20 protein-coding genes, 1 other RNA gene and 1 pseudogene are annotated in these 18481 nt (G+C 56.1%); 14 read left to right on the plus strand and 8 right to left on the minus strand.

Going from position 1 to position 18481, the window contains the following annotated elements; all coding sequences use genetic code 11:
* Positions 1 to 120 precede the first annotated feature (120 nt).
* Positions 121 to 630 (plus strand): annotated as a pseudogene (locus AAHM40_RS14520) (tyrosine-type recombinase/integrase).
* On the opposite strand, the gene AAHM40_RS14525 reads toward AAHM40_RS14520, so the two are convergent.
* The 7 genes from AAHM40_RS14525 to AAHM40_RS14555 all read right to left on the minus strand — a co-directional run bounded on the left by AAHM40_RS14525 (position 623) and on the right by AAHM40_RS14555 (position 6374).
* Positions 623 to 1129, minus strand: coding sequence for a hypothetical protein (locus AAHM40_RS14525; protein WP_342245280.1), 507 nt, complete (start codon positions 1127 to 1129; stop codon positions 623 to 625). The pseudogene AAHM40_RS14520 and the gene AAHM40_RS14525 sit on opposite strands and share 8 nt — an antisense overlap.
* 375 nt (positions 1130 to 1504) lie before the next feature.
* The gene (locus AAHM40_RS14530) at positions 1505 to 2593 is read right to left on the minus strand and encodes an MrcB family domain-containing protein (protein WP_342245281.1); all 1089 of its coding nucleotides are present in this window, start codon (positions 2591 to 2593) and stop codon (positions 1505 to 1507) included.
* Positions 2594 to 2779: 186 nt separating this feature from the next.
* Positions 2780 to 3403: an HNH endonuclease gene (locus AAHM40_RS14535; protein WP_342245282.1), complete on the minus strand. Its 624-nt coding sequence runs from the start codon at positions 3401 to 3403 to the stop codon at positions 2780 to 2782.
* A complete protein-coding gene (locus AAHM40_RS14540; protein ID WP_342245283.1) occupies positions 3403 to 4554 on the minus strand; it encodes an AAA family ATPase in 1152 nt (383 codons plus the stop codon). The genes AAHM40_RS14535 and AAHM40_RS14540 overlap by 1 nt, the downstream gene beginning before the upstream one ends.
* Positions 4555 to 4651: 97 nt before the next feature.
* Complete coding sequence (locus AAHM40_RS14545; RefSeq protein ID WP_342245284.1) at positions 4652 to 5359, minus strand: hypothetical protein; 708 nt, start codon at positions 5357 to 5359, stop codon at positions 4652 to 4654.
* A 79-nt stretch (positions 5360 to 5438) separates the two neighbouring features.
* On the minus strand, positions 5439 to 6008 hold the full coding sequence (locus tag AAHM40_RS14550) for a hypothetical protein (protein WP_342245285.1): 570 nt from the start codon (positions 6006 to 6008) through the stop codon (positions 5439 to 5441).
* A 90-nt stretch (positions 6009 to 6098) separates the two neighbouring features.
* Positions 6099 to 6374, minus strand: coding sequence for an XRE family transcriptional regulator (locus tag AAHM40_RS14555; protein ID WP_342245286.1), 276 nt, complete (start codon positions 6372 to 6374; stop codon positions 6099 to 6101).
* A gap of 121 nt (positions 6375 to 6495) precedes the next feature.
* On the opposite strand from AAHM40_RS14555, the gene AAHM40_RS14560 reads away from it, so the two are divergent.
* The 12 genes from AAHM40_RS14560 to AAHM40_RS14615 all read left to right on the plus strand — a co-directional run bounded on the left by AAHM40_RS14560 (position 6496) and on the right by AAHM40_RS14615 (position 14749).
* Positions 6496 to 6720 (plus strand): DNA-binding protein, encoded by a 225-nt coding sequence (locus AAHM40_RS14560; protein WP_342245287.1) that lies wholly within the window; start codon positions 6496 to 6498, stop codon positions 6718 to 6720.
* Between the two features lie 3 nt (positions 6721 to 6723).
* The gene (gene pflM / locus AAHM40_RS14565; RefSeq protein WP_342245288.1) at positions 6724 to 7011 is read left to right on the plus strand and encodes a lysogeny maintenance protein PflM; all 288 of its coding nucleotides are present in this window, start codon (positions 6724 to 6726) and stop codon (positions 7009 to 7011) included.
* Positions 7012 to 7014: 3 nt separating this feature from the next.
* Positions 7015 to 7227, plus strand: a complete 213-nt coding sequence (locus tag AAHM40_RS14570; protein WP_342245289.1) for a hypothetical protein — start codon at positions 7015 to 7017, stop codon at positions 7225 to 7227.
* A 248-nt stretch (positions 7228 to 7475) separates the two neighbouring features.
* Positions 7476 to 7829: a hypothetical protein gene (locus tag AAHM40_RS14575; protein WP_342245290.1), complete on the plus strand. Its 354-nt coding sequence runs from the start codon at positions 7476 to 7478 to the stop codon at positions 7827 to 7829.
* Positions 7830 to 8114: 285 nt separating this feature from the next.
* Positions 8115 to 8249 carry a hypothetical protein gene (locus tag AAHM40_RS14580; protein WP_342245291.1) on the plus strand — a complete coding sequence of 45 codons (135 nt, stop codon included), beginning with the start codon at positions 8115 to 8117 and terminating at the stop codon, positions 8247 to 8249.
* 118 nt (positions 8250 to 8367) lie between these two features.
* On the plus strand, positions 8368 to 9759 hold the full coding sequence (locus tag AAHM40_RS14585) for a hypothetical protein (RefSeq protein ID WP_342245292.1): 1392 nt from the start codon (positions 8368 to 8370) through the stop codon (positions 9757 to 9759).
* 4 nt (positions 9760 to 9763) lie between these two features.
* Positions 9764 to 10102, plus strand: a complete 339-nt coding sequence (locus tag AAHM40_RS14590) for a DUF2523 family protein (protein WP_342245293.1) — start codon at positions 9764 to 9766, stop codon at positions 10100 to 10102.
* Positions 10103 to 11206 carry a zonular occludens toxin domain-containing protein gene (locus AAHM40_RS14595; RefSeq protein ID WP_342245294.1) on the plus strand — a complete coding sequence of 368 codons (1104 nt, stop codon included), beginning with the start codon at positions 10103 to 10105 and terminating at the stop codon, positions 11204 to 11206.
* Positions 11207 to 11215: 9 nt separating this feature from the next.
* Positions 11216 to 11506, plus strand: coding sequence for a hypothetical protein (locus AAHM40_RS14600; protein WP_342245295.1), 291 nt, complete (start codon positions 11216 to 11218; stop codon positions 11504 to 11506).
* Positions 11507 to 11719: 213 nt separating this feature from the next.
* Complete coding sequence (locus tag AAHM40_RS14605) at positions 11720 to 12997, plus strand: hypothetical protein (protein ID WP_342245296.1); 1278 nt, start codon at positions 11720 to 11722, stop codon at positions 12995 to 12997.
* Positions 12998 to 14011: a phage integrase gene (locus AAHM40_RS14610; RefSeq protein WP_342245297.1), complete on the plus strand. Its 1014-nt coding sequence runs from the start codon at positions 12998 to 13000 to the stop codon at positions 14009 to 14011.
* Positions 14012 to 14617: 606 nt separating this feature from the next.
* The gene (locus tag AAHM40_RS14615; protein WP_342245298.1) at positions 14618 to 14749 is read left to right on the plus strand and encodes a hypothetical protein; all 132 of its coding nucleotides are present in this window, start codon (positions 14618 to 14620) and stop codon (positions 14747 to 14749) included.
* A 278-nt stretch (positions 14750 to 15027) separates the two neighbouring features.
* Here the strand turns inward: AAHM40_RS14615 and ssrA are convergent.
* Positions 15028 to 15402, minus strand: a transfer-messenger RNA (tmRNA) gene (gene ssrA, locus AAHM40_RS14620).
* Positions 15403 to 15542: 140 nt separating this feature from the next.
* On the opposite strand from ssrA, the gene AAHM40_RS14625 reads away from it, so the two are divergent.
* The gene (locus tag AAHM40_RS14625) at positions 15543 to 18461 is read left to right on the plus strand and encodes an ATP-binding protein (protein ID WP_342245299.1); all 2919 of its coding nucleotides are present in this window, start codon (positions 15543 to 15545) and stop codon (positions 18459 to 18461) included.
* The last annotated feature ends 20 nt before the right edge of the window (positions 18462 to 18481 follow it).

Raw genomic sequence — 18481 nt, forward strand, 5'->3', positions numbered from 1 at the left:
GGATTCAGCAGTGTGGGCTATCTCAGTCCTCACGGCATTTGGCGTTTGTAGTGGTCTACTGATCCCGGACACCGATTTAGGCGAGAATCCTCGCCGTTAGAGAGTAAGCGCTCTGAGCAGATAGCTGAGTTGCTGGACGCGATCAGAGACTGGTGCGAGAACCTGAATACCGAGCTTATGATGCTGATTTGCCTTGCCACCGGAGCGAGGTGGTCCGAGGCCGAGAACCTGACTCCGAATCGACTCCAGGGCAACATCGTTACCTTTGCTCAAACCAAGTCGGGCAAGGTCCGCTCGGTGCCGATCGCGGCAGACCTGGCTGAATGACTCAGGAAGCATTGGCGAGCTGAAGGACATTTCACCTCCTGCATCACCTCTTTCCGCCGTGCACTGGAGCGAACCACCATCCAGTTACCGCAAAGCCAAGCCAGCCATGCCCTGCGGCACTCCTTCGCCAGTCACTTCATGATGAATGGTGGGAACATACACACGCTGCAAAAAAACCTGGGGCACTCCACGCTGGCGATGGCGATGGCGATGGCGATGGCGATGCGGTATGCGCACCTGTCGCCTGATCATTTGCAAGATGCCGTCAAGTTCGGTCCGTTGAGTGATAGCCGCGTTAGCTGAAGGTAAGCTTCCAGAGGCTCAGTGCAAAGAAGCCTATTAGCGTAAAGGCTGCACCGAGACCGGTAAGGACCGTTGGAATTAGGAAGAATATCCAGACGGTACCCGTTCGCTGCTGGTTTGAGGCGTATGCAGCTTGGTACTGCGCGACGATATGAGGGCCTTTCTGCCCCTGTAGCAGCTTGTCGATGCGTCGCATGTGAATGGCACCCCACACCATCTTGCTGATTTCCCAGCCGATGAACAGGGTCAGGGAGGTCAGGATCAGAAATCCGGTGAGGGAAAAGAGCCAAGCTGGCACCTTGCCTGATACGGTCGCCCAAAATGCCAAGTAACCACCGTATCCGGCGGCCAGGATCAAGTTGGTATAGCTAATGGCGCTGCTTGCCAGCTTCTCGTAGAGCTGTTGGATCGCTTCGATTTGCTTATCGATTTCGTGGCTTTGCTGGAAGCGCTGGAGCTTCTGCATTTGACGGTTCATCTCGTTGACGTTGTCGGTCACAGCGTTACACCACCTTTCCATTTCCCTATCCAAGGTTGCTGCTCCAGCGTACGAGGTTACTTCGAATGTTAGGGGCTTGGTGTGCGCTGGTCGAATCGATCGAACCTAGGCGGGGGATTCGACACTTCTTCGACACATCAAGGCAGAAAAGAAAAAGCCCCCGAAATTCGCTAGGAAAATCAGGGGCTTAGTCTTGTTTTTTGGTGGAGCCGGGGGGATTTGAACCCGATTTCCCCGCTATCCATTAATGACCTTTGCCGGCCAACGCCAGCCAATGCACGCCTTTTGGATTGATCGACTTGGCTAATGCTGGTCATTGTCGGCCCGTGGCTTCGACACTTTTTCGACTGCTTGTGTCGTGTACCCAAGGTTCGGTTATGCGAATTTGCGTGATACCTGAAACGCCATAGGCTCAGATACCCAATCATCAATGTCCCAGTAGAGCAGGGCCTCGACTTCGCCATCGCTAGCTGAGGGGGTATCGCTGTCACGGAAAAGCTTGATCCTGGAAACGATTAGCAGACCGGTTTTCCCTTTGTGTTCTCGGTGAAGGTCCACTTCATTTTTGGTCATCAGTACCGAGTTGCATAGGTCGCTAGTCGTCCCCTTCACCTCAACCATCATCTCCTCATCCGCCTTTGTGGCGAGGACGTCGAATGACTGAGTAGCCGAAGTGTCCTTGCAGTTGTAACCCAGCCCTTTCAGATATTGCATGGCCATGAACATTGCTTGCCGGTCGACTGCCTGTCGCTCCTTTGCAGTGAGCCCGAAGCCTTGCTTTCCTGACCGTGCTTTCAATGGCTTAGCAATGGCAACAACTGATGCGGCGTCCTGGTCACCTGGTGACACGTCGCGCTGTTCCCGCTGAGCAAGATAGATTTCATTGAGGCGCTCAGCAGCACTGAACAGCAATTGGTCCAAATCAGCGTTTGGTAAGTCTGAGGCGGGGATGCGCTTCGCGAATGCTGTCGCCTTTTCGAACGTTCGTGGTAACGGTGCTTTCGCGCCTAAGACAATTTCGTCCTCAAACGGACTCAGTGTTTTCCATCTCTGCTGAACGACGAAGCGAGCCCATGACGTTCGTGCCTTAAGTTCATCGTCAGACACCGCTCGAAGGTCACCCCCCCGCCAAATGGTGCTTCCACAACCAACCGTAAGGAAAACGGTGGAGCCGTCAGCTGCAAAGTGAATCACCAAGTAGAACCCTTCTCTCGGGTTCGGTGACATCGCCTTTGAGAATAGGCGTACCCAAGGTGCTTCTGTTTTTCTGCCTATGCCATCTGATCCCTCAACGGCGAGGTCGTCAAAAATGCTATCAAACGCCTGCTGTAGGGATGGCAATCGAACACGTAGTTCCTCTGCCAACTTTGACCGAATAAGGTACCCCCGTTCCTGCATTTCGGGGGTGTTGGTCGAAGAATACATTGGCTGCAATTTGCATATTTTTCGGAGGATGTCTTGCACCAACGCGGGCTCCCAGTTTTTATGTGCGCTCTCTAGGTTTTACTGCACGCAAGGCAGATAGTTGCTCGTGGAGTTTGGTTAGAGTGGCGATAATGAAATAATCCCCATTTTTGATTTTCGCGCGCCTTGCTAACCATTCTAGAGATCGCTTATTAGAGATATATGAATGTCCCATGTTATTTGAGGTTATTGCTCTAGGAGGTTTTCTATTTCTAAAGCGATATCGGGATCAATAGCGCTGGAGATGTCTACGTGTCCTAGTGCTCCTTGCGATTTATTGAACGAGTCTACTTCAAGTTCATTTAATCTGAAATAGTTGTAAGTGAAGTGTCCTTTGTTGCTGTCTCCAGATATTGTGTATTTGATCATGGTTTCAAGGTTTCTAATGCTAGCGTCGTAATGTAGATGGTGGAAGTAGTTGTCTACGTTTGGATGTATTAGCTTGTAGTTGTCGCTTAGGAAGGGGTCTTTAGAAAAATCCGCAGTGTCCGAAATAAAAGATATGTCGTCCTTCTTTACTAGCATGTTGCATCTTTTGCATGCCACGCTTAGGTTTGTAATGGTGAACATGAATTTTTTGAATTTTGAATTTCCTTGTGGTAAGACGTGTTCGATGTCTAGAACCATGTTGAATTCGCCTTTAAAGTTTTTTCGGCAATAGCAGCATTGCTCTCCCTGTATTGCTCGATAGTGATCTTTTATTTTTCTTTTTACATCTGAAACGTGTTTTGATTCCCATATCTTGCCTCCCTCTTTTATTGCTAGCTTTATTGCGTCAAAGTCCTTGCTGGTGAAATTTAGCCCCTTCATTATTGTTCTTTCCTGGACTCAATTTTATTGGCAATCTCTCGGACGCCTGCAAGGGTTTCCTTTTGCTTTTGATCGTAACTGCTTTCTTCGAAGTGGGAGACTATTTTTAGTACTTCGTTGATGCTTATTTTGTTTTCTGACAGGTCGTTAAGTGTTCTTACAAAGAAGCTTGATACGTAATTGCTCTCGGGGGTCGCTACGCCAAACAAAGACCACAGTAAAGACTCTAGGTTATTGGATTTATGATCAATTTTATCAATTATGCTGTTCTCTGATTTAAATATGGTTATTGATTTTTCCGTGCTTGTTGCTCCAGAAACGATAAGCGGGGAGTGTGTGGCTATTATTATTTTTGGTTCGTAGAGGTAGAATAAGTCCAATATTTTTTCTAGGTACTCTTTTTGCCATGAAGGGTGGAGGCTGTTCTCTGGTTCGTCAATCAGTATGACTGTTTCTTCATCTATTGCTGTGGAGAGATAGATCATTGAAGTTATAAATGACAGCTCTCCGGAACTGGCGTGAGATAGAGGTATTACATTGCCATTCTTTCTTAGAAAAATATCAACTGATTTTAAGAATCCGATCTCCTTGAGTTGTGGTTCATGCGCAAGTAGTCTGGGAAAAGTGGATTTATTAATTCTGTCAAAACTAACTTCTTCGGTTTCTAGCCATAGTGTATCGCTATCTATTAGGCGGCTTCGTTTGGCCATGCTTAAATATTTTTTGATTAGTGATTCAATATCATTTTTGACGTGTGTGGATAAATATTCAGCTTCGTGAAGGTCCTGGAGAGCGGTCGTATTTACTCCTGATAGTCGAATGCCAATTTCGCCAGAATACCCAACGTATTTTAGTATTTGCGATATTCTCTTGATTTGTATCGGGTCGGTGCCTGAAGTGTTTTCAATCGCTTTTTTTATCGTCTTCTTTGGTGAGTTTTTTCCGTGGCGAGCTCCGAGTAAATGGAATTTTTTGCTCCTTAGGTTGAATTTGTCATAAATCGAACTGGCAATGCCAATTACATTTCTACCGGAAGAGGTGTGTAGTTTGGCTAGTGTGTTTAATAAATTGCTTTTTCCACTTCCGTTCTTTCCGATTATTATTGAGGTTCCAGCTTCGTTGTCTGACAGCCCGGCCGGGATTTCATGCATAAATTTCAAGTCTCTAGAATGTTTAGGAGAAAAATAATTAGCTTGCCAGAGGGAGATTGCCCCATGTGGCCGACTGTTTCTGAGCCCGTCACGAGTGCTAACCCATAGGGCTAAAACTACTCGCCGCCGAGCAATACCTCTGCTTCATACGGTCGCTTCGAGGCTCTCGGTCGTTCTGCGATCGCTCCCCCCAAACACGGCATTCATCTTTGAAGAACTGCTTAGCACCCTTGCGGCACTCCCGATAATCAATCGACCCACGCTTGTGGTTGCCGCACACACTGCCGCCGTCGATGTAGTTATTCACAATGGTCCAGGTGGCGTAGTAGCGGGCACCGCCGCTCCACTTGTCTATCCACTCGCCATGCTTCTCGATGGTTCGGCTGCGTGTGGTTGTCTGTTGGGTGGGTTGTTGATAGGCAGATGACTGCCGCACGCCCTCCATGCTCACCACATTGTCGGGCTGGCGCGGTGTGTAGTTTTGGTCGTTGTAGTCGGTTTGCTTGGTGCGAGCTTTCTGTTCTTCTTCTCGCTGCTTGACGCTGGACCAGAACATTTCTTCAGCGGTCGGCTGATTCGGGTCCGGTTCTTCGAATGGAGGGAGGGAGGACGGTTCATCCTGCAGCTGCTCAAGCTGCGCCGTTGGGCTGGAATCCTGTAGGAAGGGAATTCGGGCGTCGGCAAGGTGAAGCAGACCTGCCGTGATGCTGGTGCCGATGAGGCCGGCAATAATCCACTTCCCGATTTCACTGGAGCCCTTGGAAGCCTTCAGGCGAGGCGGGGCGTCATCCCAATCCGATTTCATGTTGAGCTCCTTGCTATTTCTCTCTGACGCTAGATGTCAGGCAAATAAATCTGTCCCCTTTGCACAGGAAAGTGGCCCACTAGTCCGCTTGGCTAGTAGCGCTATTATCTTTTTCGGTTTTTTCAGGCCCGCTGTTCCTCAGTTCCCACCACGCTGAAAATTTCTTTGTTTGATCTTTCATTATTTTCTCAACCAAACCATGGACATCCGGAGAAACTAGCCCGCCAATATAGAATATTCTTTTGAAGACTTCATATGCTAAATAGAGAGAACCACCGAAAAAGGCTGCCAGAAGCTGCGGCCTTGCAAGCTCATGTACCACGTAAGTGGTAATGGCTGCTCCTACCATGGCGACAAAGAATACTGAGGAGAAAACCAAGAAAGCTGCGCTAACAATCACGTAAGAAATGTATTTCTCACTTTCCTTTCCCATTAGGGAGATTCTTAATTTTTCTCCTTGCTCATAATGTAGTGCAAGTGGGAAGAGTGCTCTGATTATTATTTTTTCTTTGCTTTCGGATAATTTATGCCATATCCGCTTTAGGAGAAATATTAAGATGGAACCTATGATGCTGCCAATCACGCCTAACAGTAAGACTCCCCAAATGGTTCCGAGAAGCCATCTCTGAATGCTTTCATAGTCATACAATTTACACCCCCTCTCCCTACTGTCCTTGAAAATCCTTCTTGACTTCCTGTGCTCGGGCAAACCAGCGCCTAGTCACTTCCGTTGTGATCGCTATCCCGCGTTTTGTTCGGTCAAGTTTCGGTTCGCGTCTTCGTAATCGGGGCTTACCTGGCCTATCTCGGGCATTACTTCGCCTGTAAGGAGCCACCAGCGGAACTGCGGAAAAACCTTTGCGATCGCCAAGATTTCCTCCTCCTTAATTTCCCTGCTCTTGGAGGGATTCTTAAGGTTGCTCCAGGTGTAACGGCTAATGCCGGTCAGCTCCTCAAGCTTCGGCAGCCTGATGTCCGACCACGACAGGATGGTTATAACGCGCTCTTTGATCATTCCAAATGCATCTAAATGGACTATAGTCAATATGACTCAAGTCAAATATGCTTCAAACCAGCTAGAGTCAAATTGACTTTAGCTGATGACCAGTAATGACCAACATAGTGCAGCAAAGGCCATGGATGTGGAAGGAATCAACCTGTCGCTTAAAGACCTGCTCAGCCCGCCCCCTGTAATGCCCTGGCGAGAGTTCGCGGACTGGATTCGCATGGGCAATGACCACGATGTGGTGTGGGGCTGGATTCGCAACGGCTACATCCCGTCCCACAAGGTGGGGAAGTACGTGATGGTCAACGTGGCGCTCCTGACTCAGCAGATGCTGGAGAAGGAATGGGCGGTATGAACCATGAACACACTCGACCTCTACCGCCGCCTCGCCCACGCCGACAACTGCGACTGCTCTGTCTGCTGGTCCCGTCGCGAACTGGCGAACAGCGCGCCCTCCCGGTCCACGTCTTGCGAGCACTGCCGCCCCGCGCAGATATCCAAGGTCGCTGGGCGGTGGGTCTGCCAGCCGGCCTCGTTCTGCGAGAAACACAGGCCCGCCCGCCGCGCCCCGACGTACTGGAACGTTGTGTACGACAGCGGCAAGCCCACGCCCTTCGTGCCCATCTACGAACCCTTCGAGGACTGAGCCATGACTGACGCCCAATTCATCGCCGTAGTCCTGGCCCTGATTGGCTACCTGACCTTCCGGTTGGCCAAGGCCCTCGGGCTTCTCCCACGCCGCCGCCCCCACACCGGCCCCGCCCCGGTCCAGGGCCGCCGCACCGGCTTGTCCGAACACGCTTCACCGTTCGGTCAAACGGAGCGCCGGGCGAAGCGAACCCTTGACCGCGCACCACCCTGAAAAGCCTCGGCTTGGGAGAGAGGGGCAGCTCCACCGCCCCGCGCTCCCGAGCCCTCGGCGGCAAGAGCGGGATGACAAGGGCAGAGCCCTTGGTGTTGACCAACTGACCGGCCGCGCAGGCCCACGTTTTTAACCCCTCGGTAGACCGAGACAGCACTCGGGCGAAAACAAGAGTTCGCCCGTGTGGGATCGCTCGGCCTACCGAAAGGCAAACCGCGCATATCGCGCACCTAAGTGAGGAAACACAAATGGCACGTTCGACTATGGAAGTTGCATTCCTGGGCACCCAGAAAACTGAGATGGAAGGCGCCAAGTACGTGAAGGTCTTCTACGGCGATGAGCCGGACGGCAAGACCGAGCACGGCCTCTCCATCATCGGCATGGCGGTCGCCGACGACTTCGCGGATGAGGTGTTCGCCTCCGGCGCCCAGTTCTCCCCGCTGGAAATGGTCCGCATCACCTTCGAAGTGGACCGAGGCGGCCAGAACAAGGGCAAGAACCTCGCCCTGCACATCGAGTCGGCCAAACCGCGTCCGGCTTCCCAACCGTCCCGCCAGTCGCAGGCTGCCGCTCAGCCCTCGGGCGAGCCGGCCAAGTCCTAACCAGCCGCCGCCTGCCTAGGGAGATAAGCCCATGCGCGCAGTCTTCTTCGCCGCCGCCCTGGCCTTCGCAGGCGGCTACATGACCGGCGTCTCGGAGTCGATCACCGTGATCACTCCGGTCGCCCAGCAAGCTTCGGTCGGTGTCCGCTGATGGTCACCGCTGAGGGTGTCGCGTCGGTATACGGCCTCGGGTTCTCCATGACCCTCGGCATCTACCTGATCGCGCTTAAGGTCGGTATTGCCGTCTCGGCAGTCCGGAAAACGTAACCAACTGGAGTAAGAGCGATGGAAGCAATCTTCGCCGCAGTCGACTTCGCAGGGGTGAACACTCAGGTCGTGGCCTGGGGTGTCCTGATCGTCGGGATCGCGATGGCCTTCAAGGGCATCGACCTCAGCAAGCGTGGTGTACGCAAGGCCTAACGGCCGGGAGGGAGGGGCCGAAAGGCCCCTTCAACTTTATGGAACAGATTGCATTCACTTCCGAAGACCTCGCCATGCTCGTGTACGCGTTGGTCTTCCATGCAGGAGTCCTGGGCGGATGGGCAGCTATCGCTGGGTACAGGTCGCGGTTCTGACCGCACTGATGATCGGGGCGGGTGCGGTCCAGGCGGCCACTCGGGTGCCGGTTAAACCGCTGTCCCACGACGTGGCGGTGTCGAACAAGTCGGTCGTAACCAAGGGCACCGACACGGTGAAGTTCACCGTCCATGAAGGCGAGTACATCCCTGGTGTGAATGGGCGGAAAACGCCGGTGCCGGTGAGCAAGAGCCTGATTCAGTCGATCCCGCGCACCATCGAGCACACACGCAAACTCGTCTCTCTGCCCGACATTCTGTTGACCGGCACCATTGCGGGCCTGATCGCTGGCCTCGACTGGGTGATGGATGAAGGCGGGGAGATCAAGAAGAGGGAAGACACCTACCAGAATCTGCCAGTAGCTGGAGAAGGCACGTTCAATCCGCAGAGCATCTGCGCGCTCTATCCCGCTTCGCAGACGATGAACAAGATCACCGTGACCAACCAAGGCGGCATCATCTACGCGGTCGGCGTATGGCCGTCCACTGACGTGCCGGGTGGAGGACGCCCTGCGGATTTCAACCAGGCCGTGAACAACTGCACCCAGCGACACCTGGGGTACACCTATAACCAGTACGGCTACTGGCCGCAGTCCGGGGCCAAGGTCATCAGCCTGGCAGATATCGAAACCACCCTTACGCCGCTGACCACCCTCGACCTCGATCGTATTGCTCCCTATGTGAACGGCCAGACCGGGGAGTGGATTCGCGACCTGATGCGCGAAAGCTGCGCTCAGTCACCAAGCCCCGGAGCCTGCCTGGAAAGCTTGCAGGAGGGCGGCCCTCAACTCAGCGGTCCCGCCAGCGTCCAGGGTCCAAAAGAAGTCACTACCGGCACCTATACGCGCCCGGATGGCACCACCGGCACGACCAAGACCGAAACCAGCACCACCTACAACATCAAGTACGGCCCGACCTACATCGACATCACCAATAACAAGACGGTGACCACCTACAAGGACGACCAAAAAGTCGGTGAAGAAACCAGCACGGATGGTGAAGAGGTCACCGAGGAAGTCCCGCAGGAAGAGAACGAGCAGGACTACAGCTTTCAGGATGCCACCTTCCCCGAGGTCGAACCGTTCTACGAGCAGCAGTACCCTGACGGCCTGAACGGCGTGTGGAATCAGCGCAAGCAGGATTTCGACAACAGCGCCTTTCTGGCCTTTCTACGCTCATTCATCCCCAGCTTCTCCGGTAGCTGTCCGGCCTGGGCGATGTCGTTCGATCTGCGGGCATTCGGCAACTTCTCGTCGCACGGTTTCAACGTCGGCTGCTACGTCTTCGACTTCATCGGCGTGGTGATTCTGGTAACGGCGCTGTTCACCGCCCGCATGGTCACCTTCGGGGGTTGATGCCATGGCCGGAATCTTCCAGTTCTTCACCTCTCTGCTGGCCAAGATCGCGGCGTTCGCCCAATGGCTGCTGGCGGTTGTCACGCGCATCTTCAAAGACCTGTGGAACATGTTCACCGACGTGTTCTGCTGGGCTTTCGATTCGATCCTGGGCATGGCTGCTGCCGCTCTGAACGCCATTGATATCCCGTTCAACCCCAGCACCTACTACGCGATGATCCCGCCCGAGACGGCCAACATCCTCGGCCTGATCAAGCTGCCGCAAGCGATCTCCATCATCGTCGCCGCCCTGGTGATCCGCTTCATCCTCCAGACCATACCGTTCGTGCGCTGGGGGTCGTAAATGCAGAACCTGCTGATCGGCCCATCCGGTGGCGGCAAAAGCTATGAGGCGGCGGCCTTCCACGTCCTCCCAGCGGTGAACAAGGGGCGCAAGGTCGTCACCAACATGCCGCTCAACGTGGACTACTACAACGCCCTGTGCCCGGGTGCTTCCGACCTGATCGAGATCCGTCGCGACACGGGCGGCCAGCGTTACTTCGCCACCGTCGATGCCTTCGGTGATCCCTGGCGGCATCCCGAAACCGGCGCCGGTCCGCTGTACGTGATCGACGAATGCCACAAGTACTTCCCGCGCGGGAAAACCAACGTGGCGGTGGAAGAGTGGTTCGCCGAACACCGCCACGAAACCGCCGACATCCTGCTGATCACGCAGAGCTACGGCAAGATCAGCAAAGCCATTGTCGACAACATGCAGCTCGTCTACCGGGTGCGTAAACGCACGGCCTTCGGCGACAACCACAAGTACGTCAGGAAGGTGCAGGACGGCATCCGGGGCGAGGTGGTGAACACCGATATCCGCACCTACGACCCGAAGTACTTTGGCCTCTATCGCTCGCACACCAAGGGCGGTGGCGAAGAGTACGGCGCCTCGGACGTTAAACCGCTGTGGCAGCACTGGACCTTCAAGGGTGCGGCGCTGATGGTCGGCCTGTTCGTGGTTCTCCAGCTCTGGGCGGTTTTCGGTGGCGAGAAGGAAGAACCCAAGCCCAGGCCTGCCCCCGCGGTGAAAGTCGTTGAAACCGCAGCCGCGGAACAGACCCCTTCCCCGACACCGGCTCCGGAAGTCGCAGAGCCTCGCGGCCCGGAAGCCAAGCTGCATCCCTATCAGGGTTACTCCCTGCACCTTGCTGCACTGGCGACCGGAAGCAAGACCTACCCCGGCGAAGACAGCCCCCGGCCCTACCTGAACGGCTTCATTGTCATTGCGAAGGACGGCAACCCCATGAACCGGGTGTCATTTCAGGAGCTGCGGGAGGCGGGTTACCAGATCGACTACGTGTCGCTTGGCGTGGTGTCAGTGACCTACAAGGGCCTCGACATCGGCTATGTGATTTCCGACATCCCCAAGGTATCGTTGGTGAAGGCGGTATCCAAGGATGGCTAAGGAGGGCGTATGGGTCTCGAAGACCGCGACTGGTTGCACGAAGAGCGTGCCAAGAAGGAAGGCAAGACCTGGAAGCGTCCGGGTCGCTTCATGCCGCCGTCATCTATCCCTCAAGACAGCAGCTCGGTTGAACGTATCAGCCGCCCGGTCAAGCCTCGCACTTCGCCGTCCTACGTGCACCTGCAAGCCCAGGAAATTCTCGACGCCCGCAACCGCAAATCTCCGCCGCCTATCTCCCTGGCCGTCTTGCTGTTCGTGTGCCTCTCCGTCGCTGTCGTGGCGCTCTACCTCTACTTCTAACGATTTCTATCGCCTCCAGCTCCATGGCCACACATGCCATGGGGTGAGGCTTTCTGCCGTCTTCACACAACGTTTTGCCGGGCCGGCGCACAAGCGGGAGGGCTCCCGCGCGCGGGAGGGACCCGCTGGGCGCCGGCGCGCTGACGTCCCTGTAACACGTCAGATAAACCAAGTTCGAATCGGCAAATACAGGCAAGTAATGGAGATTGGGAAATGAAGGCTAAGGACCTGTTGCGGGTTGATCCGCTTTTCAATGAAGACCCGAAAGGGCGTGTCTTTTTCGATGCACACACCATGCGAATGGTCGATCTGAGCAATGTCCGTTTGCTGCGTTGTGGCGTGGATACCGTGCGTCAGCTCTATCGCGGGTTGATCCGCCCTGGTGTGATTGAGCTGTTCGACAACCCGGGCACCATCGTGGATTTCGCGGGTGAGCGTTGGCACTCCGGGCGAGTGGGCAAGGACTCGGGCTACCAGTACAAGCTCCAGAATGCTGACCTTGGGTTCATTCTGCTGGTGAAGAACTTCAACGTGAAGGTGGATGCGATTGGCCCACACGTGAAGATCGAGGTGTCTCCTCACGCCATCGACGCCCTGAGCCCTGAACGCCTCCAGGCCCGCATGGATCGCTACGCCGAACACCTGCTCTCCCATGTCGAGGTGAACCAGTGCGCGGTCCATCTGGCCCTCGACCTCCAGAACTGGACCCCACCCGCCGACTTCGTTGCCCGCATGCATTGCCGTGCCCGGACGCGCCGTGACATTTCCGGCATCAACGAGATTCAGTGGGACACCAAGTCCTCCGTCTACGGGCGTGGCGAAACCTACATGTTCGGCTCGGCCAGCGGTATTCAGCTGTGCATCTACAACAAGACCGAGCAGGCCAGGGCGACCGACAAGCTGGATTACTGGGAGAGCGTCTGGAAGCGTCGAGACTCCTTTTGTGACGACGACCCGTACAACTACAGCCCGGAGCAAGACGTGTGGCGGATCGAGCTGCGTTATCACCACTCCATCGTCCAGCAGTTCGCGTCTGGTTCGATTGACGCCCGTTCCGGCCAGGCCATTGAAACCAAGACCTTCGAAGCCTTCTGCGGGCATCTGGACGGCCTGTGGCGGTACGGCCTGGGGCAATTCAAGCTGCTGGCTCGGCCTGGCTATTTCGAGCCGATCTGGTCGCTGATCCGCAATGACGTGGTGGTCGATCTGCCGGTGGATTCACTGCTGGAGGAAACCGAGTACAAGCGCTACCACAAGACCAGCCGGGGCTTCTCCGGAAAGAACGTGGAGCTGTTCCTGGGAAACTTCGTGAGCCTGCTGGCAAGGGAGCGGGTGGGCGCAAAAAAGGCATTTGATCGGCTGCAAACCTGGGAATGCTGGCCGGTCATTCGGGATCACTACGCCGCCAAGGAGATGAGCGAGCACGACATCTACAAGCACATCAAGGACCTGCTGGAGGAACGTCATGTCCGGTGGGGGAGGGCGGTGTAGGTGGCCATCGTCCAGTTGCCCGATGGTCGTTGGCACGTCGATGTGGAGCCAATCAAGGGCAAGCGATTCCGCAAGACGCTGAAGACCAAGGGCGAGGCCCAGCGCTTCGAGGCTATATGCCGGTCCAAGTGCATCGAGACGCCTGCCTGGAACCCAATACCGAAAGATCGTCGCCGCCTCTCCGAGCTGATTCGTCTCTGGTTCAACCTGCACGGCCACTCGCTGCGTGACGGCAAACGTCGCCTCTCCAAGCTGGAGAAATTGGCCAAGCGGTTACGTGATCCGGTGGCAAGGACACTCGATCCGTCCTCCTACTCGACCATGCGGCGCAAGCGCCTGGATGCCGGTGTGTCACCCAAGACCATGAACAACGAGCTGGGCTATATCCGGGCCGTGTTCAATGAGCTGCGGGACCTGGGGCAAGTCGATTTCGAGAACCCATTGGTTGGCGTGAAGCCGCTGAAGCTGCAAGAGCGGGAATTGTCCTGGCTGACGAATGAGCAGATAGCTGAGCTGTTGGAGTCGATCAGGAATGGCTGTGAGAACCCGCATACCGAGCTTGTGACGCTGATTTGCCTTGCCACTGGTGCCAGGTGGTCCGAGGCCGAGAAGCTGACGCCAAACCGGCTCCAGGGAAACATAGTCACCTACGCGGGGACGAAATCGGGAAAGGTCCGTTCGGTGCCGATTCCCAAGGAGCTAGCTGACAGACTTAGGAAGCACTGGCGAACCAACGGGCAGTTCACCTCCTGCATCACCTCCTTCCGCCGTGCCCTGGAGCGCACCACAATTCAGCTACCGAAAGGACAAGCTGCCCATGCTCTCCGGCACACGTTTGCCAGCCATTTCATTCAGAACGGCGGCAACATCGTGACCCTCCAGAAGATCCTGGGGCATTCCACTTTGGCGATGACCATGCGTTACGCACACTTGGCGCCTGATCACCTACGAGATGCTGTGCGATTCGGACCGCTTACGGTGATGCAGGGTAGCGACACTAGATGTAGTGAGTAGGAGTTATCCCCAGAGCGTCTGTTCAAATAATGATCAATGATGTAATTCTTGAATCGCACTTCACTGAAAGCCGCGCCGCTGGAGGCTTAGACTACTAAAGGGATTCGAGGATGATGCACAAAATACTCACAACTTATCCACAGGTTGTGCGCATTCGGTTGTCTTGCATTATCCAAAATGAGGGCATATCTTGTGCCCAGCTTTGATCGATATGGCAATTTGCTGGCGATCAACAAAGGGAATTGTGTTGGGAAATGCCCTATGCCCATGTAGGGATTAGGCACTCAATCTGCAGGGTAATGCTTGACTGCCCTTTTTTGGGGCTTTAGCATGTAAATTGCTGGATTTATATCCAGTAGAAGAACGCCCTTGCTACCTTTCGGTAACAAGGGCATCCAGATCGCTCTGACGGGTCGGCCTAGGAAACTGAGCCCTTCAGCGCGTGATCCTCAAGCCAGCTAGGACAGGAGGTGGGGCACTAATATACGGATCAGCGCGCAGTTACACAATCCACTTGTAGGCCCTTTGGGCCTGAGTGGTCAAGTGTGCTGACCATTTTTTTGCTCTGCCTCTCGTCCTAGTGGGCTTCTCGCTAGGAGACGTCCAATGGACATCAGCGACGACGAGTTTGAGTACGTATTCTGCCGTTATAGGAAGTGCGGCAATCGCATCCTGGATGCTCGGGCTTACGGCCTGAAGGCTTGGAAGCTCCGCGTTCGCCGGAAGAAGGAGAAGTGACTATGAGTGCTTCTCGTCTGCGGTTCCAGCGACTCAGGGCTGTATACGTGCATCAATACCGGAGGTTCCGCTTTGGGCAGTGGGAGAATGTGTGTGCCCACTACAGGAGCCACCCCGGTCAGCTAGCGTTTGATTTCTAGCTGCTCAAATAAGGAAAGGAGATGGGAAACCATCTCCTTTTTTTGTTCGCCATTTTCGACACTTTGTCGACAGTACAGCTTGAAAAGCAGAAAGCCCCTGAAATTCGCTAGGAAAATCAGGGGCTTACCTTTTGGTTTTGGTGGAGCCGGGGGGATTTGAACCCCCGTCCGCCAGCTCTCCGCTTTCGGGACTACATGCTTAGCCAAGTCTACTGAGTTAGCTCTTTGCGGCCCGACTGGCAGGGTGCTCAGAGCGAGCTGTATGAGTTTTAGCCGTTACGTCTACAGCGAACTTGGCGGCGATCCTGTTCTATCTGACAGTCGTTTCGGGTTTACAGGCATCCCCTAATGACTGCTGGCAGCCGAAGCCGCCAGAAGGGTTAGGCCGCGAGGGCCGCCCCGTAGTTGTCGTCGTTGGCAACTAATGGTTTGCAGCAACTGATTTACGAGGTTTGCTGCCAGCTCGGCATGCCCCTAGAGTTTTGTTACCGGCGTCGAATCCTAATCGGCCCCAAATACTGCAGGGTGTACAACGGAGCGTAGTCTACGGCAAAGGGGCCAAAGCGTCGACCACGCTTTTGACCTAATGTCATGGGTGCTTGCTATATGATTGCAGGCTATTGTCAGGAAGACCTTTGAGCCGAGACGTCGCCATGCCGCGTTCTGCCCGAACCCCCTTGCGCCAGTGGATCTGGCGTGCCTTCGTACAGAGTGCCTTGATCCCGCTGATTCTGGTCGAATCGGTGTTGATCACGGCTTATCTGTTGACCAACAGTGCGATACGCGATGCCCAGGTGGACTACCTGCAGCAGAGCGCTCTGGAAGACCTTAGCAGCGCAGTTGTGCGCGAAGGCAAGGTGATTGATATGCGCCTGCAGGGCATCGAGGTGCCCACGCGGCTATTCCGCGACGCGGTGGGCCGGGCGTTGCAGGATCGCAGTTTCAAGCCTGATGAGCTGGAGCGTCAGCGACATGTGCTGAGCTCCGACGGTGTCTACTACACGCGCACCGACGACGGCCGTGCCGCGTCCTTCTATGCCAGCAGCACACCGGTAGAGCGCCAGGACCACGAGAAGGCTCTGCGCCTGTCCCAGGTCGACCCGCTGATGCGCTCCATACGAGAGTCGAACCCATTGGTGGCGGCGGTCTACTTCAACAGCTGGGACAGCTACAACCGCATCTATCCCTTCTTCATGACGCCTGAGCAGTATCCCCATGACATGGTGATACCCAACTACAACTTCTATTACCTCGCTGATGCCAAGCACAACCCGCAGCGCAAGACGGTATGGACTGACGTTTACCTGGATCCGGCCGGCCTTGGCTGGATGATGTCAGCCATTACACCTGTCTACCGCGGCGACTTTCTCGAAGGGGTGGTGGGCCTGGATATTACCGTGGGGCAGATGCTCGGCGAGATCGGTAGCCTCAAGGTGCCCTGGCAGGGCTACGCGATGCTGGTGAGCCGCGACCACAGCATCATGGCGCTGCCGGAGGCGGGCGAGCGTGACTTTGGCTTGCGTGAGCTGACCCGTTTCTCCTACGACGAGGCGGTGCGTCGCGAGGTGCTCAAGCCCGAAGACTTCAACCTGGCTCGCCACCGCGAGATGCAGCCGCTGCTGGAGGCTATGGCTGTCGGCAAGGGCAATGTGCAGGAAGTGGAGTTGGGTGGACGCAAGCAGTTGGTGGCCTGGGCCGAGATTCCGCAGACCGGCTGGCGGCTGATGATGGTGGTGGACGAGGCCAACATCTTCAAGGAAACCAATCGCCTCGCTGAGCGTTACCAGCAGATCGGTTACCTGCTGATCGCCGGCCTGGGCTTCTTCTACGCACTGTTCTTCGCCTGGATGTGGTCGCGTTCGCGGCGCCTCAGCGGCGAACTCGCAACGCCCATGGCCGCCATCATGGGCATGATGAAGCGTATCGGGCAGGGCGACTTCCGCCCGCCTGCGCCGAGCAGTCGCATTGCCGAGCTGCAGGCCCTGGCGGAGGCGGTTCAGCTCAGCGGCGCCCAGCTGCAGGCGAGCGAGGAGGAACGGTTGGAGGCCAGGCGCAACCTTGATCTGGTGCTGGAGAGCACCACGGAAAGCCTCTGGGAAGTAGACGCCATCACCCTCTCCATCAAAATGAGCGGGCGCTTCGTCAAACGCTTCGGGTTGCGCAGCGACAGCATCACCTTCGCCGAATTCAACGAGCGCGTGCACCCGGATGACGTGGAGCGAGTGCGCCGCCTGCGCATGTTGTTCTCGGTGAGTGACCAGGACAACTTCGACGCCGAATACCGCTTTGCCGATGTCGAGGGCCGTTACTCCTGGCTGCTCAGCCGCGGCAAGGTACTGGAACGGGACTCCGACGGCCGTGCCCTGCGGGTGGCCGGCACTCATGTGGACATCACCCGGCTCAAGCAGGTGGAGGAAGAGCTGCGCGTTGCCAGTCGCGAAGCCCAGGCTGCCAGCCAGGCCAAGAGCCGCTTCCTCTCCAGCATGAGCCACGAGCTGCGTACGCCGCTCAATGCCATCAATGGTTTCGCTCAGCTGATCGCTCTGGAAGCAGAGGGGCAAGAGGACCGTAAGGTGGAGGGCGATTACGCTCAGGAGATCGTCAACGCCAGCCGTCACCTCACCTCGCTGGTGGACGACATCCTCGATTTGTCGAGCATCGAGAATCGGCGCCAGAAGCTGCAGCTCAAACCCGTGGATATTGGCCCACTGCTGGCTAGCTGTGCTGAGCTGATCCAGCCCGAGCTGCAGGCTCGTCACCTGCAGTTGCAGCTGGCGCCTCCACCTTCGCCGACGCTGCATGTGATGGCCGATGCCCGACGTCTGCGCCAGGTGATGCTGAACCTGCTGTCCAACGCGGTGAAGTACAACAGCCCCGAAGGGATGGTGAGCATGGGTTACGAGATACGCCCGGCCGCCGTGCGCCTCTGGGTGGCCGACAGTGGTCCGGGCCTCAGTCAGGAGCAGCAGGCCATGCTGTTCCAGCCCTTCCAGCGACTGGGCCGGGAGAATTCCACCATTCCGGGCACTGGCATCGGCCTGGTGCTGTGCCGCGAGCTGGCGGAGTTGATGGGCGGCGAGATGGGCTTCAGCAGCGCGCCCGATATCGGTAGTCGCTTCTGGATTGACCTGCCAAGCATCGCTGCGTCGGATGACTACGAGCCACCGGTGCTGGCCAAACTTGAGGTGGAAGAACCGCAGGTACTGCCGAAGGTGCTCTGCGTGGAAGATCACCCGGCCTGCCTCAAGGTGCTGCAGGAGGGCCTGCGGGACATGGCCGACGTGCGTGGAGCGGGTTCGGTGGGCAAAGCGCTGGGACTTCTGGCGGACATCACCCCGTCTCTGTTGCTGCTGGACCTGGATCTGCCCGATGGCGATGGTCTGGATGTGCTCGACTTCGTGCGCTCCAGCCCCCGTCTGGCAATGACGCCGGTGCTGGTAGTGAGTGCGGCGGTGGATGAAAAGATCCTGGCCGAAGCACGTCGTCGCGGTGCCGACGCCTGCCTGAGTAAACCTGTGGACCTGAAGCAGGTACGCCGAATGGCACTCTCGCTGCTTGGCCAGGAGGCGTGACGCTCAGGATCCAGCTTGCG

It is taken from the genome of Pseudomonas sp. OTU5201 (assembly GCF_038440135.1).
Lineage (GTDB): Bacteria > Pseudomonadota > Gammaproteobacteria > Pseudomonadales > Pseudomonadaceae > Metapseudomonas > Metapseudomonas resinovorans.

What these genes read in the sequence shown, in the direction of transcription:
- AAHM40_RS14535 (WP_342245282.1), bottom strand. Translation starts at nt 3,403, where the DNA reads ATGAAGGGGCTAAATTTCACCAGCAAGGACTTTGACGCAATAAAGCTA.
- AAHM40_RS14540 (WP_342245283.1), bottom strand. Translation starts at nt 4,554, where the DNA reads ATGCATGAAATCCCGGCCGGGCTGTCAGACAACGAAGCTGGAACCTCA.
- AAHM40_RS14545 (WP_342245284.1), bottom strand. Translation starts at nt 5,359, where the DNA reads ATGAAATCGGATTGGGATGACGCCCCGCCTCGCCTGAAGGCTTCCAAG.
- AAHM40_RS14555 (WP_342245286.1), bottom strand. Translation starts at nt 6,374, where the DNA reads ATGATCAAAGAGCGCGTTATAACCATCCTGTCGTGGTCGGACATCAGG.
- AAHM40_RS14560 (WP_342245287.1), top strand. Translation starts at nt 6,496, where the DNA reads ATGGATGTGGAAGGAATCAACCTGTCGCTTAAAGACCTGCTCAGCCCG.
- pflM (WP_342245288.1), top strand. Translation starts at nt 6,724, where the DNA reads ATGAACACACTCGACCTCTACCGCCGCCTCGCCCACGCCGACAACTGC.
- AAHM40_RS14570 (WP_342245289.1), top strand. Translation starts at nt 7,015, where the DNA reads ATGACTGACGCCCAATTCATCGCCGTAGTCCTGGCCCTGATTGGCTAC.
- AAHM40_RS14575 (WP_342245290.1), top strand. Translation starts at nt 7,476, where the DNA reads ATGGCACGTTCGACTATGGAAGTTGCATTCCTGGGCACCCAGAAAACT.
- AAHM40_RS14580 (WP_342245291.1), top strand. Translation starts at nt 8,115, where the DNA reads ATGGAAGCAATCTTCGCCGCAGTCGACTTCGCAGGGGTGAACACTCAG.
- AAHM40_RS14585 (WP_342245292.1), top strand. Translation starts at nt 8,368, where the DNA reads ATGGGCAGCTATCGCTGGGTACAGGTCGCGGTTCTGACCGCACTGATG.
- AAHM40_RS14590 (WP_342245293.1), top strand. Translation starts at nt 9,764, where the DNA reads ATGGCCGGAATCTTCCAGTTCTTCACCTCTCTGCTGGCCAAGATCGCG.
- AAHM40_RS14595 (WP_342245294.1), top strand. Translation starts at nt 10,103, where the DNA reads ATGCAGAACCTGCTGATCGGCCCATCCGGTGGCGGCAAAAGCTATGAG.
- AAHM40_RS14600 (WP_342245295.1), top strand. Translation starts at nt 11,216, where the DNA reads ATGGGTCTCGAAGACCGCGACTGGTTGCACGAAGAGCGTGCCAAGAAG.
- AAHM40_RS14605 (WP_342245296.1), top strand. Translation starts at nt 11,720, where the DNA reads ATGAAGGCTAAGGACCTGTTGCGGGTTGATCCGCTTTTCAATGAAGAC.
- AAHM40_RS14615 (WP_342245298.1), top strand. Translation starts at nt 14,618, where the DNA reads ATGGACATCAGCGACGACGAGTTTGAGTACGTATTCTGCCGTTATAGG.
- AAHM40_RS14625 (WP_342245299.1), top strand. Translation starts at nt 15,543, where the DNA reads ATGCCGCGTTCTGCCCGAACCCCCTTGCGCCAGTGGATCTGGCGTGCC.